Below are 17,775 nucleotides of genomic sequence, written 5' to 3' on the forward strand. Positions count from 1 at the left end.
CAACGACAGGCGTTCTGGTCTATTCTCTCCGCACGCGAATCATAGTAGCATCCCGCCTGAAGTCTTCCGTTATGAGTTAAAACAATGACAACAACTAACGCCCCTCAGGGCGAACTGGTTTTACGCACACTGGCAATGCCCGCTGACACCAATGCCAATGGCGATATTTTTGGCGGCTGGCTGATGTCGCAGATGGATATGGGCGGTGCAATTCTGGCAAAAGAGATCGCCCATGGACGCGTGGTGACCGTGAGAGTGGATGGCATGACCTTCCTGCGTCCGGTTGCGGTGGGTGATGTGGTTTGCTGTTACGCGCGTTGCGTCAAACGCGGCAACACCTCCATTTCGATCAATATAGAAGTATGGGTCAAGAAGGTCTCTTCAGAACCGATTGGCCAGCGTTATAAAGCGACAGAAGCGCTGTTTATTTATGTCGCAGTGGATAGCGAAGGGAAACCTCGTCAACTTCCGCAAGCCTGATAGACCGAAAAAAAGCCTCCATACGGAGGCTTCTCTTATTCCATCTGTGCCCCGCCATTCAGACGGAAAACAATATTCACTATCAACCCGTTTCCCGGTTTTCCAGCTTCGTATCGCCATCTGCGCATCGCGGATTTCACTTCTCGCTCAAACATATTAGAAGGTTGAGCAGATAATATTTCCACATTATCAACACGACCATCCGCAGTGACGTCGAATTTTACCCTTACGCGCCCTTCAATACGTAATGCCTGAGCTCGAGCAGGATACTGAGGCTGGTTACGACTCAGTGCTCGCGGGCCTGCTGGCGCCGATACTGTCGGCTTAGCGGTTGTCGCCGTGTTGTTCATTGCCGGACGTGAAGGTGCCGCATTCTCTACTGTCTGGGTGGCGCGCGGCTCAACCGGACGCTCTTCGCGTTTCGGACGTTCCTCAACGTTCTTCACCGGCTTTGGCTTCGGCTTAGGCTTTGGCTCCGGTTTAGGTTTGTGGATCACCACAGGTGCTTCCTTCGGCGGCTCCGGAATCGGCTCGGGCTCCGGCTCAGGTTCAGCAACTGGCTGTGGCGGCGCAGGCGCAGCCTGCGGTGGTTCGAGATCCGCTGGCGAAACCATCGTCACAGAAATCGGCTGCGCGGGCGCGGGCATTTCAATAACCTGATGAACCGAGGTATAGAGCAAACCCGCCACGACGGCACCGTGAATAACGACAGAAAGCAGCGTCGGCCAGGGAAAGCGGCGAGGTAAATCAAGGGTCATCGCAGTCATAATCATCAACGTTAAAAAATCGAACATTGATTTTAAATGCAAATAGCAATCATATTCAATAAGACACTTTGTTCTGGCGCAATTTAAGCGCAGGAGAGGCCAAAAAAGGGGCATTCAGATCAGGGTATTAACATTGTTTTTATCTTTGCATTGCAGTCAATTGCCCTTTCACATAACGTAACTGACACTTTTAACGGTTAAGGAGCTTCACCGTGCTTTACGTGATTTACTCTGAAGATGTCGCGGATTCCCTCGAGAAACGTCTGTCTGTTCGCCCTGCCCATCTGGCACGCTTACAGCTGCTGCAGGATGAAGGTCGATTACTGACCGCCGGCCCAATGCCAGCAGTCGACAGCAATGATCCGGGTGCCGCTGGTTTTTCTGGCTCCACGGTTATTGCCGAGTTTGAATCTCAGGAAGCGGCTCAGGCCTGGGCTGATGCAGACCCATACGTTGCGGCCGGTGTGTATGCAAAGGTGACCGTTCGCCCTTATAAGAAAGTATTCTGATACAAAAAAGGCTCCGTCACCGGAGCCTTTTTGGCAATTAATGCAGCGATGCTAACCTTGCCGCAAACCCGACAAACAGCAGCCCTATCAGCCCGTTCCCCAGTTTTGCCAGTTTCTTTTTGGTTTTCAGGTAACGCGTGACAAACGCCCCAGAGAAGATCAGGAAGCTCATATACATAAAGCTAATCAGCTCGAGGGTGGTAGCGAGGATCAGGAAAGAGGTCCCCGTATTTTCCGCATTCACGTCGATAAACTGCACGAAGAACGAGACGTAGAACAGAATCGCTTTTGGATTCGTGAGGCTCAACACCAGCGAACGTTTCATGATCATGCTGGCGGGCTCGGCGCCGCTCTCGTGGGCATGATTCTTACGGGTGATCACCGACCAGAGCATTTTGCCCCCCAGCCAGAGCAGATAAAAAGCCCCGAGATAGCGCACGATGTTAAACAGTACCGGCGTGGTCTGGATTAATGCCGCAACACCCGCCCAGGCCAGAAACATCAGTACCGCATCGCCGATAAATACACCTGTCGCGGCGAGGTACCCTTTTTTAACGCCGTGACCAATCCCGGTTTGAGCACAAACAGGGTATTCGGCCCAGGTACCAGCACGATAAAAAATGCGCCTACAACGTACGTCCAGAAATTCAGTACACCAAACTCCGCAAACACTTCTCCCTCCTTTTGCTAAAAACAACGGGAATATCGCTGCAAAAACGCTATTCCTAAAAATCAGACGCTATAAAATCAGTGGGCACCTTGCGGTGCCCTCATGGTTATCAGATATCCTGGACTGCGAACAGCAACGCGTTGCGGTGCCGGGTCATTCCACATTTTCTGATGGCGTGAATACGCATATTGCGGCGGGATTGTGCTTCCAGCCAACGTGCCTTGCGACGACTCACCTGTCGCAACATGCGCCAGCGCCCTACTTCAGTTCTACTGCGCTTCATGTCTACAACTCTTTCTCTAACAGAGATGCCATTATAAACCCAACACTACAGCAAACCAGCGCTTTTACCTGGCGTTTTTATTTGCCAGATGAATCCTGATGCGTACACTCATAACAATACGCTTTCAAAAGGATTTTTTAACCTATGACAACCTTCTACACCGTGGTGAGTTGGCTGGTCATTCTGGGATACTGGCTGTTAATCGCGGGTGTGACATTACGCATCCTGATGAAGCGCAGAGCCGTACCCTCTGCCATGGCCTGGCTTCTGATAATCTACATCCTCCCGCTGGTAGGGATCATTGCCTATCTCTCTTTCGGTGAGCTTCATCTGGGCAAGCGCCGCGCCGAGCGTGCCCGCGCCATGTGGCCCTCGACCGCGAAGTGGCTTAACGACCTTAAAGCCTGCAAACATATTTTTGCCGAAGAGAACAGCAGTGTTGCCGCGTCGCTGTTTAAACTTTGCGAGCGCCGTCAGGGGATTGGCGGTGTCAAAGGCAATCAGCTCCAGTTGCTGACCACTTCTGACGATGTTATGCAGGCGTTGATCCGCGATATTCAATTGGCTCGCCATAACATTGAGATGGTGTTTTACATCTGGCAGCCCGGTGGTATGGCCGATCAGGTTGCTGAATCCCTGATGGCCGCAGCACGTCGGGGCATTCACTGCCGACTGATGCTGGACTCTGCAGGCAGCGTGGCATTTTTCCGCAGCCCGTGGGCGGGCATGATGCGTAATGCCGGTATCGAAGTGGTTGAGGCGCTGAAGGTTAACCTCCTGCGTGTCTTTTTGCGCCGGATGGATCTCCGCCAGCACCGTAAGATGATCATGATCGATAACTATATTGCCTACACCGGCAGTATGAACATGGTCGACCCACGCTTCTTTAAACAGGATTCGGGAGTTGGGCAATGGGTTGATTTGATGGCAAGAATGGAGGGGCCGATTGCCACCTCTATGGGTATCGTTTACTCATGCGACTGGGAGATTGAAACCGGTAAACGTATTCTGCCACCACCACCGGACGGCAATATTATGCCGTTTGAAGAGGCCAGCGGGCACACCATTCATACGATTGCATCCGGGCCAGGCTTCCCTGAAGATTTGATTCATCAGGCGCTGCTGACGGCAACCTACTCAGCCCGTGAATACCTGATCATGACCACGCCATACTTTGTCCCCAGCGATGACCTGCTGCACGCAATCTGTACGGCGGCGCAACGTGGTGTCGACGTAAGTATCATTTTGCCACGCAAAAATGACTCCCTACTGGTAGGCTGGGCCAGCCGGGCATTCTTTAGCGAACTGTTGGCCGCAGGGGTGAAAATTTATCAGTTTGAAGGCGGATTACTCCATACCAAGAGCGTTCTCGTCGACGGTGAGCTGAGCCTGGTAGGCACGGTAAACCTGGATATGCGGAGTCTGTGGCTCAATTTTGAAATCACGCTGGTGATTGATGACGCCGGTTTTGGCGGTGACCTGGCGGCAGTCCAGGATGATTATATCTCCCGCTCGCGACTGCTGGATGCCAGACTGTGGGTAAAACGTCCAATGTGGCAGAGAATTGCCGAACGACTGTTTTACTTCTTTAGTCCGTTGCTGTAAAACGTGCCCAACGATGTTAAACAGGTAGTCATCATGGAAATGGATCTGAACAATCGCCTGACCGAAGACGAAACGCTCGAGCAGGCCTATGACATTTTTCTCGAACTGGCGGTTGATAACCTCGATCCCGCAGACGTGATCCTCTTTAATCTGCAGTTCGAAGAGCGCGGCGGTGCCGAATTGTTCGACCCTTCAGAAGACTGGGCTGAGCATGTGGATTTCGACCTTAATCCTGACTTCTTTGCCGAAGTAGTGATTGGGCTGGCCGATGAAGATGGCGGCGAAATAAATGACATCTTCGCCCGCGTCCTGCTGTGCCGCGAGAAAGACCACAAACTGTGCCATATCCTCTGGCGCGAATAGTAAAAAAGGCTGCGATTGCAGCCTTTTTTATTTAATCCGGTAATTCGCTTCCGCAGCGGTTACAAAACCGTGCGCTGTGTTCATGCTCACCCTGATGACAATTCGGGCATTTGCGCTGCTGTTTGCGACTCTGAAAGGCACTGCTCATATGTGTGGTAATGAGCCCTGTCGGGATTGCAATCACCGAATAGCCAATCAGGATCAGCACTGATGCCACAATACGTCCCAATGGGGTATGCGGTGTGATATCACCATAACCCACGGTCGTCACGGTCACGATGGCCCAATAGACCGAGGCATTAAGCGTCGTGAAGCCATATTTTGGCCCTTCTATCAGATACATCAGCGCGCCGAAAACAATCATGACGATGGCAATAAATGAATAGAACAGAATAAGCTGGTGCCGTGCGCTGACTATCGCGCTCCAGAACACGTGCAATGACGGCATAAAACGCAGTAATTTAAGGATACGTAATACCCGAATGACGCGCATCGCTCGCCAGGCAAAGACGTAACTCAGGCTAATTTCCGGCCACAGCCACATCACATAGAGCGGCAGGATGGTCGCTAAATCAATAAATCCCCAAAAGCTGAAAACATATCTGGCCGGGTTGGGCCAGCAAATGACTCTCAGGCAATATTCCGCGGTAAAGACCAGGGTAATCGCCAACTCAAGCCAGACAAAAATATGCCACTCGTCAAACGTCAGGTGGTATTGCGTCCCGACACCAGACTCAATAAAGATCACAACCACGCTGAGCAGCGCAAATAAACCACAGAGGCCTTCGAAGCGTCTCCCGGTTACGGTTTCAGGATCGAATAAAAAATGGTAAAGCCGCCGACGGGCGGGCGTGATTAAAAGCGACACAGTAACCTCGCAAAAAATAAGGGCTGACATCATGTCAGCCCTTGCGATTATAACGGGTCTACTTTCAGGCAGGAAACCGCATGTCGGAAACTGCCTTCCAGAACCGGTCGCGTTTTCGCACATTCCGGCCCGGCCATTGGGCATCTCGTACGGAAGACGCAGCCCGACGGCGGGTTAATCGGTGAGGGTAATTCCCCTTCCAGAAGCTGAATCGTTTTATTCTTTTCCAGATCGGGATCGGGGATCGGTACTGCGGACATCAGCGCTTTGGTATAAGGGTGCAACGGGTTGTGGTACACCTCATCATAGGTGCCCAGCTCCACTGCATGGCCTAAGTACATTACCAGTACGCGGTCCGAGATGTGTTTCACCACGGCCAGATCGTGCGCGATAAAAATGAGTGACAGCCCCATTTCACGCTGCAGTTTCTGCAGCAGGTTGACCACCTGTGCCTGAATGGATACGTCCAGCGCGGAGACGGGCTCATCACAGATGATCAGCTTCGGTTCGAGGATCAACGCACGTGCAATACCAATACGCTGACACTGGCCGCCTGAGAATTCGTGCGGGTAGCGGTTGATAAGGTTAGGCAACAGGCCAACTTTCATCATCATCGCCTTCACGCGATCGCGAACTTCCTGACGAGCCATCTTCGGATGATAAGTACGCAGCGGCTCGGCAATAATCTCACCGATGGTCATACGCGGGTTCAATGATGCCAGTGGATCCTGGAAAATCATCTGGATATCACTACGCACGTCACGCCACTCGTCAGGCTTCATCCCCAACAAGTCTTTACCCAGCCAGGCCACTTTGCCGCCGGTGGCTTTTACCAGACCAATAATGGCGCGCGCGAAGGTGGATTTACCGCAGCCAGACTCCCCTACCACGCCCAGGGTTTCGCCTTCGTACAAACGCAGCGTGACACCATCGACCGCTTTCAGGGTCTTAGATGGTTGCCAGAACCACTGTTTACCGTCTTTGATGTCAAAATGCACTTTAAGGTCAGCGATTTCGAGCAGCACATTGCGTTTTTCATCTAATGCGTTCATACCAACTCCTCCTGCGGCTTAAAGCAGGCGCGCAGGCGGCCTGGTGCAAACGCTTCCAGCGGCGGAGCGCTGTTGCAGATTTCCATCGCATGCGGGCAACGCGGCTGGAACGGACAACCTTTCGGCAGACGCAGCAGGTTTGGCGGGTTACCCGGAATGGTGAGCAGAGATTCCCCTTCCGCATCGAGACGCGGTACCGCATTCAACAGACCAATTGAGTACGGGTGGGCTGGGTGATAGAACACATCACGCGCGTTGCCATATTCCATGGTACGGCCGGCATACATCACCAGCACTTTGTCACAGATGCCCGCCACAACGCCAAGGTCGTGGGTGATCATGATGATCGCTGTGTTGAACTCGCGCTTAAGCTCGTTTAACAGGGTCATGATTTGTGCCTGAACGGTGACGTCCAGCGCGGTGGTGGGTTCATCAGCAATCAGCAGTTTTGGCCGGCACAGCAACGCCATCGCAATCATCACACGCTGACGCATGCCACCAGAAAATTCGTGCGGGAACATACGCATGCGCTTACGGGCTTCCGGCATTTTCACCGCATCCAGCATTTTGACTGACTCTTCAAACGCTTCCGCTTTGCCCAGACCTTTGTGCAGCATCAGGACTTCCATCAGCTGCTCGCCAACACGCATGTACGGGTTCAGCGAAGTCATCGGATCCTGGAAAATCATCGAGATCTGCTCGGCACGCAGCTTGTTCAGCTCATGTTCCGGCAGGTTGAGGATTTCACGTCCGTTGAATTTCGCGGAACCTCCGATAACACCGTTTGCAGCCAGCAGTCCCATCAACGCAAATGCAGTCTGGGATTTTCCGGAACCAGATTCACCAACAATCCCCAGCGTTTCACCTGCACGCAGGTCGAAGTTGAGATCGTTAACGGCGGTTACGTCTCCGTCCGGGGTTTTAAAGGTTACACGGAGATCTTTCACATCCAGCAGAAGTTTGCTCTGCTGTTGCGCCTGCGGCGCAGCGGCCGTTTCAATAATTGTCATGACGGCGCTCCTTAACGGTCTTTCGGGTCGAGGGCATCACGCAGGCCATCGCCGATAAAGTTGAAACAAAACAGGGTAACGACCAGGAAACCCGCCGGATAAAGCAGTAACCACGGAGAGACTTCCATGGAGTTTGCACCATCACTCAGGAGTGCACCCCAGCTGCTCAGAGGCTCTTGCGTACCCAGCCCCAGGAAGCTCAGGAAGGATTCAAACAGAATCATGCTTGGTACCAGCAGTGAAGCATAAACCACCACCACCCCCAGCACGTTAGGAACGATATGGCGAACCACAATATTACCGATTGATACGCCACCCACCTGCGCGGCTTCGATAAACTCTTTGCGTTTGAGGCTCAGTGTCTGTCCGCGGACAATACGCGCCATATCCAGCCAGGAAACCATCCCGATAGCCACGAAAATCAACAGGATGTTCTGGCCAAAGAAGGTCACCAACAGGATAACGAAGAACATGAACGGGAAGGAGTTCAGGATTTCCAGCAGACGCATCATCACGGAGTCCACTTTACCGCCAAGGTAGCCTGAGAGTGAGCCATAGAGCGTGCCCACAATCACCGCCACCAGTGCAGCAGCGATACCGACCATCAGCGAAATACGGCCTCCGATAGCGACTCGTACCAGCAGATCGCGTCCGGAGGAATCCGTACCAAAATAGTGTCCGGACTCCATATCAGGTGCACTGGACATCATGCCCCAGTCGGTGTCGAAATAGGTAAATTGCGACAGCATCGGCGCCAGGGTCACAAACAGCGCGATGATCACCAGTACGGCCAGACTGGCTACCGCGGCACGGTTGTGCATAAAGCGGCGACGCGCGTCCTGCCAGAGGCTACGACCTTCTACTTCCAGTTTTTCACTGAAGTTTTCCAGCGCCTCGCTGTTTTTCTTACTCAACATCATGGCGTGCTCCAGTTAGTAACGGATTTTCGGGTCGATGACGGCATACAGCACATCGACAATTGCGTTAAAGAGAATGGTCAGCGCACCAACGAGAATGGTCAGGCTCAGTACCAGCGAATAGTCGCGGTTGAGCGCGCCATTTACGAACAGTTGACCAATACCCGGCAGACCGTAGATCGTTTCGATAACCATTGAGCCAGTGATGATACCGACGAATGCCGGCCCCATGTAGGAGAGCACAGGCAACAGCGCCGGTTTGAGCGCGTGGCGGAAGATAATCCGACGCATCGGCAGCCCTTTAGCGCGCGCGGTTCGAATGAAGTTCGAATGCAACACTTCGATCATTGAACCACGGGTGATACGCGCAATGCTGGCGATGTACGCCAGAGATAATGCCACCATCGGCAAAATCATGAACTTTAACGCCCCGCCGTTCCAGCCACCGCCAGGTAGCCATTTCAGCGTGATGGCAAATATCATCACCAGTAACGGCGCGACAACGAAGCTGGGTATGACTACCCCAGTCATCGCCACCCCCATTACGGTATAATCCCATTTGGTATTTTGTTTAAGCGCGGCGATAACGCCTGCAGTCACCCCGAGAACAACGGCCAGCAAAAATGCCGCAGCACCCAGCTTTGCCGATACAGGGAAGCTGGAAGCCACCAGGTCGTTAACGGAATAGTCTTTATATTTGAATGACGGTCCAAAATCACCGTGAGCCAGCTGCTTCAGATAATTGAAGTACTGGGTGGAGATAGGATCGTTCAGGTGATATTTCGCTTCAATATTCGCCATGACTTCTGGCGGCAACGTACGTTCACCGGTAAATGGACTTCCCGGCGCAAGACGCATCATGAAGAAGGAAATTGTAATCAGAATAAACAGCGTTGGAATCGCTTCAAGACAGCGACGTAGGATAAATTTAAACATTGCCCGTACCTTCTGGCGTGTGCCTATATATTGTGACGTCGGTTAGACACCGTGGGGCGAGCGAACTCGCCCCACTCATTGCCATTAATGCTTGATAATATACAAGTTTTTAACGTAGATATTATCCATCGGGTCTTTACCGGTATAGCCACCTACCCACGGTTTCACCAGACGGGCGTTGACGTAGTAGTAAACCGGAACGATCGCGGAATCTTTATCCAACTGCAGCTCAGCTTTAGAGTACAGTTCAGTACGCTGTGCTTCGTCAGTTGTTTTCAGCGTGTCGCCAATCAGCTTGTCGAATGCCGGGCTCTTATAGTGCGCGGTGTTGTTCGAGCTGTCGCTCAGCATGGTGTTCAGGAAGGAGGTTGGTTCGTTATAGTCCGCACACCAGCCAGCACGCGCCACATCGAAGGTGCCCTGATGACGGCTATCCAGGAAGGTCTTCCACTCCTGGTTCTCCAGCTTCACGTTTGCGCCCAGGTTCTTTTTCCAGATCGAGGCGACGGCGATAGCCAGTTTTTTGTGCAGATCGGAGGTGTTATACAGCAGGCTGAAGGTCAGCGGCTTATCAGCAGTATAGCCAGCTTCGGCGAGCAGTTTCTTCGCTTCTGCGTTACGCTGCTCTTGCGTCTGTTTGAACCAATCTGGTTCAGTCAGTTTTGCGCCATCAGTGTATGGAGGGGTATAGCTGTATGCTGGCAGATCGCCCTGGTTTTTCACTTTGTTCACGATGATATCGCGATCCAGTGCCAGTTTCAGTGCCGTACGGACACGAACATCGGTGAATGGTGCTTTCTGGTTGTTGATTTCGTAGTAATAGGTGCACAGATACGGATCAACATGCACTTCTTTAGGAATTTCTTTTTTCAGCTTCTGGAACAGTTCAATCGGCATGTTGTTATAGGTCATGTCAATTTCACCGCTACGGTAGCGGTTAACGTCAGTCACTTCGGAAGAAATTGGCAGGTACGTCACCTGATTAATCACGGTTTTCGCGTTGTCCCAATATTGCGGGTTACGCTCCAGAACCATACGTTCGTTGACTACCCAGTCTTTCAGTTTGTAGGCACCGTTGGTCACGATATTGGCAGGCTGAGTCCATTTTTCACCAAATTTTTCCACTGCGGATTTTGGAACTGGAGAAACAGACGGGTGAACAAGCAGCTTATAGAAGTACGGAACAGGTTCGCTCAACGTGACTTCAAAGGTATTCGCATCGATCGCTTTCACGCCCAGGTCGGTGACCGGTTTTTTGCCTGCGATGATGTCATCAATATTGGCAATGTGGCCATATTGCAGGTAGCTCGCATACGGAGAGGCAGTATTTGGATTCGCCAGACGCTGCCAGCTATAAACGAAATCTTCGGCGGTAACCGGCGTGCCGTCTGACCATTTCGCATCTTTACGCAGATGGAAAGTCCAGACTTTGAAATCTTTATTTTCCCATTTTTCTGCCACACCAGGTGCCGGGTGGCCGTCTACGTCAGTCACCAGCAGACCTTCGAACAGGTCGCGGTTAACGTTTGACTCGGGAACACCTTCAATTTTATGCGGGTCAAGAGACTGAACTTCCGCACCGTTGTTACGAACCAACGTCTGTTTTTCAGCCAGTTGAACACCTGCAGGTACGTCCGCAGCCATTGCAGCGTTGCCCGCGATTAGCGCAGTTAAAATCCCCGCCGCTACCAGATTTTTTTTTGTGATGATGGACATTGTGTTGGTACTCCACTCATTATAATGACTGGCCTTCGCCAGCTGTGTAATCCCCTGTTGGGGCCTGTACAGCGCAGGAGTTTTTTTTGCTGCTGCCAGGTTCTTCTTTTTTACTTCTTGCTATCACCGACTTTTTTATTACTGACCGCTCGTATGGCCGTCTTGCGTCGATTCTTTACAGGCCTCCCCTGTTTGAGACCTGCGCTGGATATCTGAGAAGAGAAGCATATGAAAATAATTCTCATCTACTTGTTTTATGCTGCAAAATAGTAGGCCGGAAAGTATCAAATGGCGTAAACGCACGCCAATACATTTTGCAAATTTGTTAAGCAATTCTCTTTTACGGTGAGAACCGTATCGTTGAGGGCAGCCCTGCCAGACATCAAACGCCACTAAAAAACATGACATTCAATAAGATAGAGGAAACCTCCTCTACAAGCGCGTCGCTGCGCTATCATCGAGTGTTTTTGTACAAAAATTTAACAACTGGTTATTATTTAGCACATTCATCTAGGGGAATGTTGAAATTACTAATATCATTTCGGTTATATCTCAGCAAGCCCCAGAGTATCATGTGAGTAAAATAACAGAGCGATCGAAGGTTTTCTGCGCAGGCGGGTTGGAAGGAAATTAATAACTTATTGAAATACAAGAGATGAACATTATTAGTAGAATTTATTATGATATGTGAGCATTTCAACTTTAGTTATATGATTTACTGATAATCACGTAAAAAAACGGAGCTGTAGCTCCGTTCTTTCATATGAAATATTAGTGTAACAAGCCGGGGAAAATGCTTTTAATACCGGTGACAATAAATTCGATCCCTAACGCCATCAACAGCAGGCCCATGATACGGGTTATAACGTTGATGCCCGTCTGCCCCAATAAGCGCACCAGCCAGGGCGCCATGCGGAATACTCCCCAGCAGCAGAGCGCGAAAATGGCAATGGCCACGGAAAAGCCAATCAAATGCATCAGGCTATGGTAACGCGTGCCCCAGACAATCGTTGAACTGATGGCTCCGGGGCCAGCCATAAGCGGTAACGCCAGCGGTACCACGCCAATGCTTTCACGGATGGCAGTTTCTGACTTCTCCTGTTTGTTCTGTTTATCCTCACCCAGCTTACCGCTGATCATAGACATGGCGATGGTCACAACCAGGATCCCACCCGCAATGCGGAAAGAGTCGATCGAAATCCCGAAGAGCTGAAGAATGGCGTCCCCCAGAAAAAGGGAGGTGAGCAATATGATAGCCACTGACAGGTTGGCGGTGAGGTTGGTCTTGTTCCTGGCCGCCGCCGTCTGGTAACTGGTCATACTAATGAAGACAGGAATGATCCCCACCGGGTTGACCAGGGCAAACAAACCAATAAAAAATTTAAAATACGTTGGAAAATCAAAGAGCGTTTGGATCACGTTTTGCTCCGCTTATGCGCATGCCCGGGACTGACAATTTGTCATGTGAAATCGCGCTGAAGATACCCTTTTTATTAGCATACTTCACTCGAAATCTGTGCCAAAACGTTATCATTTCAGGATGTTAAACATATGTAGAATCAATGATAGCGCCACTTCCAATACTTACGTAATTATTTAACACTGGAAAAATCTCAAAGAAATAACCCTGCTGAAAGGTATCAGCTTGGGGGAAAATTGACGCAGATCATGATTTCCGTACTCAGAAGTGAGTAATCTTGGTTACACCCCAGGGAGGTCACCTGACAAAAAGGGATGATGCTAAGGTAAGGCTCTTTTAGTAAATTAGTGTGCTGGTGTAGAAAGTAACTCTTTGTTTTATTTTGTGTTACGCAAGTCATATCAGCTCTGTCTATACTGTCTGACGTATCGAGCGCTGGTTTACTAAAAGAGTTTAAACATTATCAGGAGAGCATTATGGCTGTTACTAATATCGCTGAACTGAACGCCCTCGTCGAGCGCGTTAAAAAAGCCCAGCGTGAATATGCCAATTTCACCCAAGAACAGGTTGATAAAATCTTCCGCGCGGCCGCTCTGGCTGCTGCAGATGCTCGAATCCCTCTCGCTAAAATGGCCGTTGCCGAATCCGGTATGGGTATCGTTGAAGATAAAGTGATCAAAAACCACTTTGCTTCTGAGTATATCTACAACGCCTATAAAGATGAGAAAACCTGTGGCGTGCTGTCTGAAGACGACACCTTCGGTACTATCACGATTGCAGAACCTATCGGCATCATTTGCGGTATCGTTCCAACCACCAACCCAACGTCTACTGCTATCTTCAAATCACTGATTAGCCTGAAGACCCGTAACGCAATTATCTTCTCTCCGCACCCACGTGCTAAAGATGCAACGAACAAAGCTGCTGATATCGTATTGCAGGCGGCTATCGCTGCAGGCGCACCAAAAGACCTGATCGGCTGGATTGACCAACCTTCTGTTGAACTGTCCAACGCACTGATGCACCACCCAGACATTAACCTGATCCTGGCGACCGGTGGTCCTGGCATGGTTAAAGCAGCGTACAGCTCCGGTAAACCAGCAATCGGCGTAGGCGCAGGTAACACTCCTGTTGTTATCGACGAAACGGCTGATATCAAACGTGCTGTTGCTTCTGTACTGATGTCCAAAACCTTCGATAACGGCGTTATCTGTGCATCTGAACAGTCCGTTGTTGTTGTAGATTCCGTATATGACGCGGTTCGCGAACGCTTCGCCAGCCACGGCGGCTACATGCTGCAGGGCAAAGAGCTGAAAGCCGTTCAGGACATCATCCTGAAAAATGGCGCACTGAACGCCGCTATCGTTGGGCAGCCAGCGTATAAAATTGCTGAACTCGCAGGTTTCACCGTTCCGGCAACCACTAAGATCCTGATCGGTGAAGTGAAAGTTGTTGATGAGAGCGAGCCATTTGCACACGAAAAACTGTCTCCGACTCTGGCAATGTACCGCGCGAAAGATTTCGACGATGCAGTAGAGAAAGCAGAGAAACTGGTTGCCATGGGCGGTATCGGTCACACCTCTTGCCTGTACACCGACCAGGATAATCAGCCAGAACGTGTTGCTCACTTCGGTCAGAAGATGAAAACTGCACGTATCCTGATTAACACCCCTGCTTCTCAGGGTGGTATCGGTGACCTGTACAACTTCAAACTCGCACCTTCCCTGACTCTGGGTTGTGGTTCCTGGGGTGGTAACTCCATCTCTGAAAACGTTGGTCCAAAACATCTGATCAACAAGAAAACCGTTGCTAAGCGAGCTGAAAACATGTTGTGGCACAAACTTCCGAAATCTATCTACTTCCGCCGTGGCTCTCTGCCAATTGCGCTGGATGAAGTGATTACTGATGGCCACAAACGTGCGCTCATCGTGACTGACCGTTTCCTGTTCAACAACGGCTACGCTGACCAGATCACCTCTGTTCTGAAAGCGGCTGGCGTCGAAACTGAAGTCTTCTTTGAAGTTGAAGCTGACCCAACCCTGAGCGTTGTTCGCAAAGGTGCTGAACTGGCGAACTCCTTCAAACCAGATGTGATTATCGCACTGGGTGGCGGTTCCCCAATGGACGCCGCGAAAATCATGTGGGTAATGTACGAACATCCGGAAACTCACTTTGAAGAACTGGCGCTGCGCTTTATGGATATCCGTAAACGTATCTACAAGTTCCCGAAAATGGGCGTAAAAGCGAAAATGATCGCCGTTACTACCACTTCCGGTACCGGTTCAGAAGTGACTCCGTTTGCGGTTGTTACTGACGATGCAACAGGTCAGAAATACCCACTGGCTGACTACGCACTGACCCCAGACATGGCGATTGTTGACGCCAACCTGGTCATGGAAATGCCGAAATCACTGTGTGCCTTCGGTGGTCTGGATGCGGTTACTCACGCTCTGGAAGCTTACGTTTCCGTACTGGCGTCTGAGTTCTCTGATGGTCAGGCTCTGCAGGCTCTGAAACTGCTGAAAGAAAACCTGCCAGCATCCTACAATGAAGGGTCGAAAAACCCTGTAGCACGTGAGCGTGTACACAGTGCAGCAACCATCGCCGGTATCGCGTTTGCTAACGCCTTCCTGGGTGTTTGCCACTCAATGGCGCACAAACTGGGTTCTCAGTTCCACATTCCTCACGGTCTGGCGAACGCCCTGTTGATCAGCAACGTTATCCGTTATAACGCGAATGATAACCCAACCAAGCAGACTGCATTCAGCCAGTACGACCGTCCGCAAGCACGTCGCCGTTACGCTGAAATCGCTGACCATCTGGGTCTGAGCGCTGCGGGTGACCGTACTGCTGCGAAGATTGAGAAACTGCTGGCATGGCTGGAAAGCCTCAAAGCTGAACTGGGTATTCCTAAATCTATCCGTGAAGCTGGCGTTCAGGAAGCTGACTTCCTCGCCCACGTAGATAAACTGTCTGAAGATGCCTTCGATGACCAGTGTACTGGTGCTAACCCGCGCTACCCACTGATCTCCGAGCTGAAACAGATTCTGCTGGATACCTACTACGGTCGTGAGTTCAAAGAAGGTGATGTAGCAGTGGCTAAAGTTGAAGCTCCTGCGGTAAAAGCTGACAAAAAAGCGAAGAAAAGCGCTTAACTGACAGTCTGATAAAAAACCCGCCAATGGCGGGTTTTTTTATGTCTGAAGAACACGGTGAAAATTATTTTCTGTTGTCGTGCTGAATCGCCGTCAGCGAGCCTACAGACAGCGCTTCTTTATAATGCTTACGGCAGACAGAAACATAGCGTTCATTGCCGCCTATCACCACCTGCTCACCATCTGCATAAGGCTTTCCGGCCTGGTCGAGACGAAGCACCATACTGGCTTTCCTGCCGCAAAAGCAGATAGTTTTGAGTTCGACGAGTTTATCTGACCAGGCAAGCAAATACTGGCTCCCTGCGAATAGCTCGCCACGGAAGTCTGTACGCAGCCCATAGCAAAGAACAGGGATATCGAGCCCATCTACCACCTCTGAAAGCGCATGAACCTGCTCACGCGTCAGAAACTGGCTCTCATCAACCAGAACACAATGAATAGGCTGCGTGGCATGCGCTGCGCGAATGTCCTCCAGCAGGTCAGTTTGCGGGTTAAACAGCCTGGCCGGAGACGAAAGGCCTATTCTGGAACTCACCTTCCCTGCACCAAAGCGATCGTCAATTTCAGCCGTATAAACAACAGTACGCATTCCTCGTTCCTGGTAATTGTACGAGGATTGAAGCAGTGCTGTGGATTTTCCGGCATTCATTGCCGAATAGTAGAAATAAAGTTGTGCCATTGGCCGTAAAACCCTAATCAATGTGTAATATTCCCGATGATTGATTGTACCATATTTTGTCTGGTCAACAGCGACTCAGCGCACATGACCTGCTCCCCGTTGATTAGTACACCCCGATGTTAGTAATGTCTTCATAAGCCACATGAGGACATCCCCATGAAGAAGCGTTTTTCCGACGAACAGATCATCAGTATTCTCCGCGAAGCCGAAGCTGGGGTACCCGCCCGTGAACTCTGCCGCAAGCATGCCATTTCCGATGCCACGTTTTACACCTGGCGTAAGAAGTATGGCGGTATGGCGGTGCCTGAAGTTAAGCGCCTGAAGTCGCTTGAGGAAGAGAACGCCAGACTCAAGAAGCTGCTTGCCGAAGCCATGCTGGATAAAGAGGCGCTTCAGGTGGCTCTTGGGCGAAAGTACTGACGACAGACCAGAAGCGGGAAGCCGTGATGTTGATGTGTGATGCGACCGGTCTGTCGCAACGTCGTGCCTGCAGGCTTACAGGTTTATCCCTGTCGACCTGCCGCTATGAGGCTCACCGTCCGGCTGCTGATGCGCATTTATCAGGGCGCATCACTGAGCTGGCACTGGAGCGCAGGCGTTTTGGCTACCGTCGTATTTGGCAGTTGCTGCGCCGTGAAGGGCTTCATGTTAATCATAAGCGCGTGTACCGGCTTTATCACCTCAGTGGCCTGGGCGTAAAACGCAGAAGACGTCGTAAAGGGCTGGCAACAGAACGTCTGCCGCTGCTCCGTCCGGCGGCGCCCAATCTGACCTGGTCGATGGATTTCGTCATGGACGCACTTTCCACCGGTCGCAGGATCAAGTGTCTTACCTGCGTCGATGATTTCACAAAGGAATGCCTGACGGTCACTGTTGCCTTTGGGATTTCAGGCGTTCAGGTCACGCGTATTCTGGACAGCATTGCACTGTTTCGAGGCTATCCGGCGACGATAAGAACTGACCAGGGGCCGGAGTTCACTTGCCGTGCACTGGATCAATGGGCCTTTGAGCATGGTGTTGAGTTGCGCTTAATCCAGCCGGGCAAGCCAACGCAGAACGGATTTATTGAGAGCTTTAACGGACGATTTCGCGATGAATGTTTGAATGAGCACTGGTTCAGCGATATCGTTCATGCCAGGAAAATTATTAATGACTGGCGGCAGGATTATAACGAATGCCGCCCGCACTCCACGCTGAATTATCAGACACCGTCTGAATTTGCAGCGGGCTGGAGAAAGGGTCATTCTGAGAATGAAGATTCCGACGTTACTAACTGAGTGTTGTATCTAATCGTGGGGGCAGGTCACACAGACGATGCGGTTCAGAGCGGAGTTAAGCACCCTCA

General features: G+C 51.0%; 16 protein-coding genes and 1 pseudogene. 6 read left to right on the forward strand and 11 right to left on the reverse strand.

Annotated elements, in window-relative coordinates; all coding sequences use genetic code 11:
• The first annotated feature begins 84 nt into the window (after positions 1-84).
• Positions 85-480 (forward strand): acyl-CoA thioester hydrolase YciA, encoded by a 396-nt coding sequence (yciA, locus tag LCD46_12385; GenBank protein ID UOY68910.1) that lies wholly within the window; start codon positions 85-87, stop codon positions 478-480.
• Positions 481-515: 35 nt separating this feature from the next.
• On the opposite strand, the gene tonB is transcribed toward yciA, so the two are convergent.
• Positions 516-1,238: a TonB system transport protein TonB gene (tonB, locus tag LCD46_12390; protein ID UOY72954.1), complete on the reverse strand. Its 723-nt coding sequence runs from the start codon at positions 1,236-1,238 to the stop codon at positions 516-518.
• Between the two features lie 221 nt (positions 1,239-1,459).
• Between tonB and LCD46_12395 the strand changes: the two genes are divergently transcribed.
• Entirely contained in the window at positions 1,460-1,756 is a 297-nt protein-coding gene (locus tag LCD46_12395) for a YciI family protein (protein UOY68911.1), read from the forward strand.
• A 37-nt stretch (positions 1,757-1,793) separates the two neighbouring features.
• Here LCD46_12395 and leuE read toward each other — a convergent pair.
• Positions 1,794-2,428: pseudogene (gene leuE, locus LCD46_12400) on the reverse strand (leucine efflux protein LeuE).
• Positions 2,429-2,535: 107 nt separating this feature from the next.
• Positions 2,536-2,709, reverse strand: a complete 174-nt coding sequence (locus LCD46_12405; GenBank protein UOY68912.1) for a YciY family protein — start codon at positions 2,707-2,709, stop codon at positions 2,536-2,538.
• Between the two features lie 144 nt (positions 2,710-2,853).
• On the opposite strand from LCD46_12405, the gene cls reads away from it, so the two are divergent.
• Together cls and LCD46_12415 are read left to right on the forward strand one after the other, a co-directional pair.
• Complete coding sequence (gene cls / locus LCD46_12410; GenBank protein ID UOY68913.1) at positions 2,854-4,314, forward strand: cardiolipin synthase; 1,461 nt, start codon at positions 2,854-2,856, stop codon at positions 4,312-4,314.
• A gap of 33 nt (positions 4,315-4,347) precedes the next feature.
• A complete protein-coding gene (locus tag LCD46_12415; GenBank protein UOY68914.1) occupies positions 4,348-4,677 on the forward strand; it encodes an HI1450 family dsDNA-mimic protein in 330 nt (109 codons plus the stop codon).
• 31 nt (positions 4,678-4,708) lie between these two features.
• On the opposite strand, the gene LCD46_12420 is transcribed toward LCD46_12415, so the two are convergent.
• From LCD46_12420 to LCD46_12450, 7 genes are all read right to left on the reverse strand, one after another.
• Positions 4,709-5,578 (reverse strand): ion transporter, encoded by an 870-nt coding sequence (locus tag LCD46_12420; protein ID UOY68915.1) that lies wholly within the window; start codon positions 5,576-5,578, stop codon positions 4,709-4,711.
• Between the two features lie 14 nt (positions 5,579-5,592).
• Positions 5,593-6,597: a murein tripeptide/oligopeptide ABC transporter ATP-binding protein OppF gene (gene oppF / locus LCD46_12425; GenBank protein UOY68916.1), complete on the reverse strand. Its 1,005-nt coding sequence runs from the start codon at positions 6,595-6,597 to the stop codon at positions 5,593-5,595.
• Positions 6,594-7,607 carry an ABC transporter ATP-binding protein gene (locus LCD46_12430; GenBank protein UOY68917.1) on the reverse strand — a complete coding sequence of 338 codons (1,014 nt, stop codon included), beginning with the start codon at positions 7,605-7,607 and terminating at the stop codon, positions 6,594-6,596. The genes oppF and LCD46_12430 overlap by 4 nt, the downstream gene beginning before the upstream one ends.
• Positions 7,608-7,618: 11 nt before the next feature.
• Entirely contained in the window at positions 7,619-8,527 is a 909-nt protein-coding gene (gene oppC, locus LCD46_12435) for an oligopeptide ABC transporter permease OppC (GenBank protein ID UOY68918.1), read from the reverse strand.
• A 12-nt stretch (positions 8,528-8,539) separates the two neighbouring features.
• A complete protein-coding gene (gene oppB, locus LCD46_12440; protein UOY68919.1) occupies positions 8,540-9,460 on the reverse strand; it encodes an oligopeptide ABC transporter permease OppB in 921 nt (306 codons plus the stop codon).
• Between the two features lie 84 nt (positions 9,461-9,544).
• Positions 9,545-11,176, reverse strand: a complete 1,632-nt coding sequence (gene oppA, locus LCD46_12445) for an oligopeptide ABC transporter substrate-binding protein OppA (GenBank protein ID UOY68920.1) — start codon at positions 11,174-11,176, stop codon at positions 9,545-9,547.
• Between the two features lie 771 nt (positions 11,177-11,947).
• Positions 11,948-12,595 (reverse strand): YchE family NAAT transporter, encoded by a 648-nt coding sequence (locus LCD46_12450; protein ID UOY68921.1) that lies wholly within the window; start codon positions 12,593-12,595, stop codon positions 11,948-11,950.
• Between the two features lie 477 nt (positions 12,596-13,072).
• On the opposite strand from LCD46_12450, the gene adhE reads away from it, so the two are divergent.
• Positions 13,073-15,751, forward strand: a complete 2,679-nt coding sequence (gene adhE / locus LCD46_12455; GenBank protein UOY68922.1) for a bifunctional acetaldehyde-CoA/alcohol dehydrogenase — start codon at positions 13,073-13,075, stop codon at positions 15,749-15,751.
• Between the two features lie 64 nt (positions 15,752-15,815).
• Here the strand turns inward: adhE and tdk are convergent, their stop codons facing one another.
• On the reverse strand, positions 15,816-16,430 hold the full coding sequence (gene tdk / locus LCD46_12460; protein UOY68923.1) for a thymidine kinase: 615 nt from the start codon (positions 16,428-16,430) through the stop codon (positions 15,816-15,818).
• A 156-nt stretch (positions 16,431-16,586) separates the two neighbouring features.
• Here tdk and LCD46_12465 point away from each other — a divergent pair.
• Positions 16,587-17,707, forward strand: a protein-coding gene (locus LCD46_12465) for an IS3-like element ISSen4 family transposase (protein ID UOY68924.1) whose coding sequence is annotated in 2 segments (ribosomal slippage) — positions 16,587-16,845 and positions 16,845-17,707 — 1,122 coding nt in all. Because the reading frame shifts where the segments join, the coding sequence is not laid out codon by codon here.
• Positions 17,708-17,775 lie beyond the last annotated feature (68 nt).

The organism is Enterobacter ludwigii (assembly GCA_023023105.1).
Classification (GTDB): domain Bacteria; phylum Pseudomonadota; class Gammaproteobacteria; order Enterobacterales; family Enterobacteriaceae; genus Enterobacter; species Enterobacter adelaidei.

What these genes read in the sequence shown, in the direction of transcription:
- yciA (UOY68910.1), top strand. Translation starts at nt 85, where the DNA reads ATGACAACAACTAACGCCCCTCAGGGCGAACTGGTTTTACGCACACTG.
- tonB (UOY72954.1), bottom strand. Translation starts at nt 1,238, where the DNA reads ATGACCCTTGATTTACCTCGCCGCTTTCCCTGGCCGACGCTGCTTTCT.
- LCD46_12405 (UOY68912.1), bottom strand. Translation starts at nt 2,709, where the DNA reads ATGAAGCGCAGTAGAACTGAAGTAGGGCGCTGGCGCATGTTGCGACAG.
- cls (UOY68913.1), top strand. Translation starts at nt 2,854, where the DNA reads ATGACAACCTTCTACACCGTGGTGAGTTGGCTGGTCATTCTGGGATAC.
- LCD46_12415 (UOY68914.1), top strand. Translation starts at nt 4,348, where the DNA reads ATGGAAATGGATCTGAACAATCGCCTGACCGAAGACGAAACGCTCGAG.
- LCD46_12420 (UOY68915.1), bottom strand. Translation starts at nt 5,578, where the DNA reads ATGATGTCAGCCCTTATTTTTTGCGAGGTTACTGTGTCGCTTTTAATC.
- oppF (UOY68916.1), bottom strand. Translation starts at nt 6,597, where the DNA reads ATGAACGCATTAGATGAAAAACGCAATGTGCTGCTCGAAATCGCTGAC.
- LCD46_12430 (UOY68917.1), bottom strand. Translation starts at nt 7,607, where the DNA reads ATGACAATTATTGAAACGGCCGCTGCGCCGCAGGCGCAACAGCAGAGC.
- oppC (UOY68918.1), bottom strand. Translation starts at nt 8,527, where the DNA reads ATGATGTTGAGTAAGAAAAACAGCGAGGCGCTGGAAAACTTCAGTGAA.
- oppB (UOY68919.1), bottom strand. Translation starts at nt 9,460, where the DNA reads ATGTTTAAATTTATCCTACGTCGCTGTCTTGAAGCGATTCCAACGCTG.
- oppA (UOY68920.1), bottom strand. Translation starts at nt 11,176, where the DNA reads ATGTCCATCATCACAAAAAAAAATCTGGTAGCGGCGGGGATTTTAACT.
- adhE (UOY68922.1), top strand. Translation starts at nt 13,073, where the DNA reads ATGGCTGTTACTAATATCGCTGAACTGAACGCCCTCGTCGAGCGCGTT.
- tdk (UOY68923.1), bottom strand. Translation starts at nt 16,430, where the DNA reads ATGGCACAACTTTATTTCTACTATTCGGCAATGAATGCCGGAAAATCC.